The organism is Gemmatimonas sp. (genome assembly GCF_046594945.1).
Lineage (GTDB): Bacteria > Gemmatimonadota > Gemmatimonadetes > Gemmatimonadales > Gemmatimonadaceae > Gemmatimonas.
Genome location: NZ_JBKJRB010000122.1, coordinates 1 through 3,780 on the forward strand (window position 1 = coordinate 1; position 3,780 = coordinate 3,780).

Annotated in this window: 1 protein-coding gene and 1 pseudogene; both read right to left on the reverse strand. The window is 63.9% G+C overall.

Features of this window, described 5'->3' with window-relative positions:
• Positions 1 to 273 (reverse strand): annotated as a pseudogene (locus ACLL97_RS14705) (hypothetical protein); the annotation flags it as partial.
• Positions 255 to 3,548 carry an RHS repeat-associated core domain-containing protein gene (locus ACLL97_RS14710; protein ID WP_411281227.1) on the reverse strand — a complete coding sequence of 1,098 codons (3,294 nt, stop codon included), beginning with the start codon at positions 3,546 to 3,548 and terminating at the stop codon, positions 255 to 257. The gene ACLL97_RS14710 and the pseudogene ACLL97_RS14705, both read right to left, overlap by 19 nt.
• Between the last annotated feature and the right edge of the window lie 232 nt (positions 3,549 to 3,780).

The window sequence follows — 3,780 nt, forward strand, 5'->3', positions numbered from 1 at the left end:
CGCATCTCGTTCGCTATAGTAAACAACTGCCTGAACGAGCTGGTCATCACTCGGGTCGGGGAGTTCCTCGCGAAGCGCGTCGACCACATCTTGAACCTGCTCAAGGCCGAGGAAGTACCGCTGCCCTTCACCTGGCGCCGGTTCATTACCAAAGTCACGGATCTCCACGGGGGTGTCGGCCGTCGGCGCAACACCCTCTGGCACAAAGAGCTGTTCCGCCCCGTCGAAACTTTGCGCAGCGCGGATCACGTCGATCAGTAGCTTGATCCCCATTGATAGAACCCTCCAAACCCGCCTGGGTGAAACAAAGGCCGTCCCGCCGCGCTTATGTGGGCAGGTCGATGGACAAGTTCAAGTACACCTCTTCCATAGGAACCACCGAGTGCATTTGGCGTCTCGAGCGCATGATGCCACGTGTACCCGGCCGGCGATTTCACGCCGGCTGCAGCGAGTTTACTTCCAAGATCGGGATCGATCCTTCCAAGGTGCCCCGCAAGTTCGGCATCTCCCGCCATCTCATCCAAGAGCATTGTGTTTGCAGTCTTGAAATGGCCAGCGCGACCGGGTGCGTAGCCAAGGTGTCCAGGCGCGCCAATCGGCGGCAATTCTATCGACGCGACGACCTCGTAGCCGCGTCCTGCCGGCCCGAGTCCCCTCGGCAGCAGACCAATGCCCGGGACCATCGCGAGCATGTTCGGCAGTGGATCGCCGACGGAGTCGCTTGGAGTCGAGGCCGCCGCGTGCGCTGCCACCCCGGCGGCCGCCGCTCGGGCGAGCCACGCCGGCCAGAAGAACGAAGACGCGATTACCGTCCCAACGAATGCGTACTGCTGAAACTCGGCGTTTCGGGCTTCCATTTCTGCTTCGCGCCAATGCGTCTGCCGCATGTACGCGTTGAATTGAAAGCGTGGGAGGTCATTGAAGGTCTCGCGAACGGAGGTGGCGAACTCCGGGCCATACCCAGGAAGGCGCTCGACACGCATTCCGCCCTCGGCGCCGACTGCCACCTGAGCGGTTATGATTGGAAGGAACGGAACACGCCGAGGCGTCAGCGACTTCTTGGCCGTTGGCACATTGCCGCTGTTCCCAGCGCCCCACGTGTACTTAATTCCGACCGGGGTCGGAGCGGATGCACTGCCGGGAGGGCCGAACAGTAGCGCCAAGATAGCGAGCGGATTAAGGCTTACCTCCCAGCCGCCGGCGTCATTCGCCGTCATGCCGCTTGGGTCGGTGACGTTGACCGGATCGTTCATCGCGTAGGCGAAGCGGTTCAGGTCTTGGGGATTCCCGATCGATGCAATGACCGGGTCTGGTGATGTGAAGCGGCCGACCGACGGGTCGTAGCTGCGACCGCGCATGTTCACGAGCGCGAGCTCGGCCTCCTCCTCGTGACCCGTGAATCCGACAGTGACCGGCAGAGTCGATGTTGCGGGTCGGGTTGGATTCTCGGTTTGAACGCGTTGCCCGAAGGGCTCGCGAGCTGGTCTCTCGAGAACTGTCCCGCCGGCGTTCGTGATGACGTGCGGCGACCCGAGGCGATCGTTGTGAAGATAGAGAACCTGAGGCGGCTCGCCGGAGCTGCGCAGGATCTGGACGGTAACCGAGCCCGGCGTCGCAACCGTGAAGACCTCCGTCTTCCCCGGCCCGACTAGTCTCTGCTCGTAAAGCCCACCCAACAGGTAGGTTGTCGCTGCAAATCCGTCGGAGGATCGTTTGCGGACGCGCGTCAGATCGGCGGCATAGTCGAGGACGACGGAAGTCCCGCCTGCGCCGCCTATCGATTGTGGCTTGTCAAACGTCGTCCACGTGGTGTCGCGTCCCGGTGCGGTGGTCTGCCGTCCGGCGGCGTCGTAACCGTAAGAACCTTTCGGCCCTCGGATTACGGCGTGGGGCGGCGCTCCAATGACGGCGTCACCGGAAGGTCCGGAAACCCAGTCCTCCTCGACGGTCTTGTCAGCGCCCTTCGTCGTGCGCGCTGCAAGGTTGCCGATGCCGTCGTACGAATACGAAGAATCGAAGGAGGTCTTCGTGACGGGCCCCTTAGCGGCGAAGACCGTGACGTCGCCACTCCAGCGCTGCAGACGCCGGATGTGGTCGTAGAGGAAGTCCTCAACCTTCGTGACGGAGAGCGGCAGGGCGTCACCGCGCGTGTACCGCTGCGTCCGCCGCTTCAACTTACCGTCGCGGTACCATCCGAAGCCGAGCTCGTCGCGCGCCCGCCCAGCTCCGTCGGAGATCGTACTCTGGACCGGCCGCTGCGAAACGCCGTCGTACGCGTGGTGCGTGCTCAGGCCGTCTCCGCTCATCTCGTCAACGAGATGACCAACGACGTCATTGCCGGTCAGCCGCCAGAGCGGCGAACCCGTGTCATCGACGACGCCGGTCTGATGGCCGAACGAGTACTCGTATGCGACGGAAAGGGCGCCGGGGTAGTGTGTGCGTGCCAGGCGTCCGTGAACGTCGTAGTCCCACGCGGCCGCGAGCTCGGGACCGCTGCCGATCTGTTGATGATGTGTGCGGGGGCGCCCCAGTGAGTCATACTCGTTGCGCTGCATAACCGCGTCACCCTCCTTGGGGGTGTAGACGGTTGCCGCGACTTTGCCGATTGCGCCCTCGCCGGCGTCCCAGGTTATGCACGCGAGACCGTCCGGCGCGCTTCTTCCGGTCGGCCGGCCCAGTGAATCAAACCGATACTCCGTATCTGTGCCGAGTGCGTTTCGCGTGCGGACGACGTTCGAAAATGCGTCGTACTCCGTCCACTGCTCGCCTGCGTCGGGATCAGACATCCAGGTTCGCCGGCCAAGACGGTCGTAGACGATTCGCGTCAGGTTCCCGGCGGAATCAACGACCCTTGCGAGCTGCGAGAACGGCCCGTACGCATACCTCGTTGTCATCCACTTCTTCGAGATATCGAAAATCTTGCCTGGGACATAGCCATCGTAACGCTCGCTCAGAACAAGCCGACCCTCGCCGTCCACGGCCGTGCGGGTAACGGCGCCGGTCGGCCCCGTTGTGGTGACCTGGTTGCCTGCGTACTCGCGCGTTGTAACCGCGGGGGCTCCCAGGTCGTCGCGCTGCACGCGCGTGACACGCGCCGCGCGATCGTAAGTGAACGCGGTACGCAGCCACGTCGGAGCAGCGCTATCTGCGGTCGCGACACGATGCTCCGCGATGAGGCTCCAAAAGTCCGGATGGTACGTACTTTCCTGCGCCGCGAAGCGACCGTCGGGGAGCTGCGTTTCCGTGCGGACGACGCGGAGTAGACTATCGAAGAAGACCCGACTCGTTGGCGCACCGACCTGGCTGATGACGACGCCGAACGCGACGCCGGGCCTTCCGCCGACATCCGCGGCGTATGATGTTGTCTTCGCAGCATCGACGAAGGGGCATGCGCCCGAGCTGCACGCCGGCGAAAGCGACTCCCGCGGGCGGCCGAAACCGTCGTACCGAAACTGCTGAAGCACACCGTCGGCGGATTCGGTGGCGGCAAGGACTCCGAGACCAGAATGGTAGACGGTCCGGGTGACGAAGCCCTTCGCGTCGTACACGGCGGCTGGGTAGGTGCCGTCAATTTTATCCCACCGAGTCTGCGTCTCCCGCACACGACCGAGTCGATCGGACGTGCGCGTCGAGATGACCTGACCATGGCTGTCGCGAACGAGGCTTCAGCGGCGGCTTAGATCTGATCCGATCGGCGGCAGCTTCGAGATCCACCTCGCCGCGGCGCGGATGCCCACTGGCGGCGCTTTAGCGATCCACCGGTCCCGCGGTCGGTCGTTC